This is a genomic window from Streptomyces sp. NPDC051940 (genome assembly GCF_040680895.1).
Classification (GTDB): Bacteria; Actinomycetota; Actinomycetes; order Streptomycetales; family Streptomycetaceae; genus Streptomyces.
In genome coordinates, this window is sequence record NZ_JBFAXR010000281.1 from 1 (window position 1) to 1,929 (window position 1,929).

2 protein-coding genes are annotated in these 1,929 nt (G+C 72.2%); both read right to left on the bottom strand.

The genetic code is table 11. The features are described 5' to 3' along the window. Positions 1–103: 103 nt before the first annotated feature. Positions 104–388 (bottom strand): hypothetical protein, encoded by a 285-nt coding sequence (locus AB0M28_RS40415; protein ID WP_359573395.1) that lies wholly within the window; start codon positions 386–388, stop codon positions 104–106. After that, a partial coding sequence (locus tag AB0M28_RS40420; protein ID WP_365415831.1) for an FtsK/SpoIIIE domain-containing protein occupies positions 388–1,929 on the bottom strand: 1,542 nt, incomplete at its 5' end. The genes AB0M28_RS40415 and AB0M28_RS40420, both read right to left, overlap by 1 nt.

Sequence of the window (1,929 nt, forward strand, 5' to 3'; positions counted from 1 at the left end):
GCCTCCCCGAGCCACATCACGACCACGACCACGGTCAAGACCATGGACACCGCCGTCATGGCGACGGCCGGGGCGGCGGTCATCGAGCGCTTCTTCTCCATGGTCACTTCCCCTTCCTGGCCTTGATCGAGAGGGACAGGCCGACCCCGGCGGGGGCAGCGGCGGCGATCGCGGTCGCCGTGGTGGCGGCGGTCTGGAGCAGGAGGCAGAGCGTCAGGACGACGCCGACCGAGCCACCAGCCGCGATCAGCGCCAGGAGGACCGGACCCGTCCAGTCGCGGGGGGCGGGCTGGTGGTGGACGACGACGACCGTGCGGGGGTCGGTGCCCTCCGGGATGAGGTGGGCCGGGATGTGACCGGCCCTCAGCTGAGCGTCAGGCGCGCGCATCAGGCCGACACCTCCCCGGCCTGCGTCGGGACGGACAGGGAGCCGTCCTCGGACCGCAGGACCTCGCCCGCGTCGACCAAGCTCTTCAGCGCCTTCGAGACGCTGCCCTTGTTGATGCCGGTCACCAAGGCGACGTCGGCCGCCGTCTTGGCGCCGGTCGCCACGGCGGCCCGGACCTTGTCGCGGTTGGTCGGCTGAGCCGGGATGGCAGCCGCGGGCTCCGTCACGGGCGGGGCGATGACGTAGTCCGGCGTGTCCTTGACCAGCCTCAGCGGAGCCGGGGCGGAGGCGCCGGCACTTCGTGCAGGCGACTCCTCGCGGTGCCAGATCGGCTGGTTGGGGAGCCGGACCACGGCGTCATCGTCCATGTACCGGACCTTGACCGGCTCGGGCTTGCGCTTGCCGTCCCGGACCATGGCCACGCCCGGCATCGGGAGTTCGTCGGCCTTCCAGCCCTTCTCCTGCGCGGACTCGCCGAACACGACGCGGGCCTCGGTCGGGGACTCGACCGCGAGGCCGATCCGCAGACCGAGCTGCTTCGCGATCTGCCTCGGAACGCCGTCGCCGTAGGTCGGAGACTGCGTCATCCACCACAGATCGATGCAGGCCGCGCGGCCCATCCGCGCGATGGTGTCGAGCCCTTCGAGCGCGTTGAGCTTCTCAACGATCGGCTTGCCCTTGTCGGTGTAGCCGGTGACCGTCTCGACCTTCTGGCAGTGCGCCATGACCTCGGCGCCCTCGTCGACCACGACCGTGATCCGGGGACGATCCGCCGTGGGCACCAGCGTCGCCTGCCCCTTGGGCAGTACGTCCAGGCGCTCGTTCAGCTCCTCGACCAGTTCCGCGACCAGGTCCACGACCTCAACGGGCGTGTGCGCGACCCGGGCCCGGTGGTCCCAGAGCCGCCCCTCGACCTTCTTCAGGTCGATGATCACGAGCACGTTCGTCGGGCCCTCGGACGCGCCGTACAGCAGCGGCCGGGACGCCGTGCTCTTGCCCGAGCCGGACATGCCCGCGACCAGGACCCGGTGCCCCAGCGGCACATCGACTTCCTCGCCGGTGGTCATGTCGATCCCGAGCGGCTCGCCCGGCTGCCAGACGATGATGCCGCCCGGGGCGGCCGACCGCGTCCGGAGCCGGATCACTCCCCAGCCGCCGCGCGAGCCGGGGCCGATCATCATCGGCAGTTCCGTCCGCGCACCGAGCAGGGCGCGCACGGCGTCGGCCGCCTTCCGGAGCTTGCCCACGTTCCATTCGCCGTCGAGCCGCACGTCGCACTCGATCCCGGCCGTGCCGACCGTCGCGGGCGTGGTCACCGTGCCGGACAGACCACGGTCGGCCGCGTGCTGCACCCAGTACGCCGGGTCCAGCCGCTCGACCAGCTGGCGTTCCTCGACCGACAGCCCGTCCTCGACCTCGATGCGCGGCTGGCGCCGACCGATCGCGAGCGCGGCGACGTTGGCCGCGATGAGCGCGAGCGAGCCAGCGACCGGCCACGGTCCGGCCTGGTCCCAGGCGAGAGCGGAAATGCCGGCGCCCGG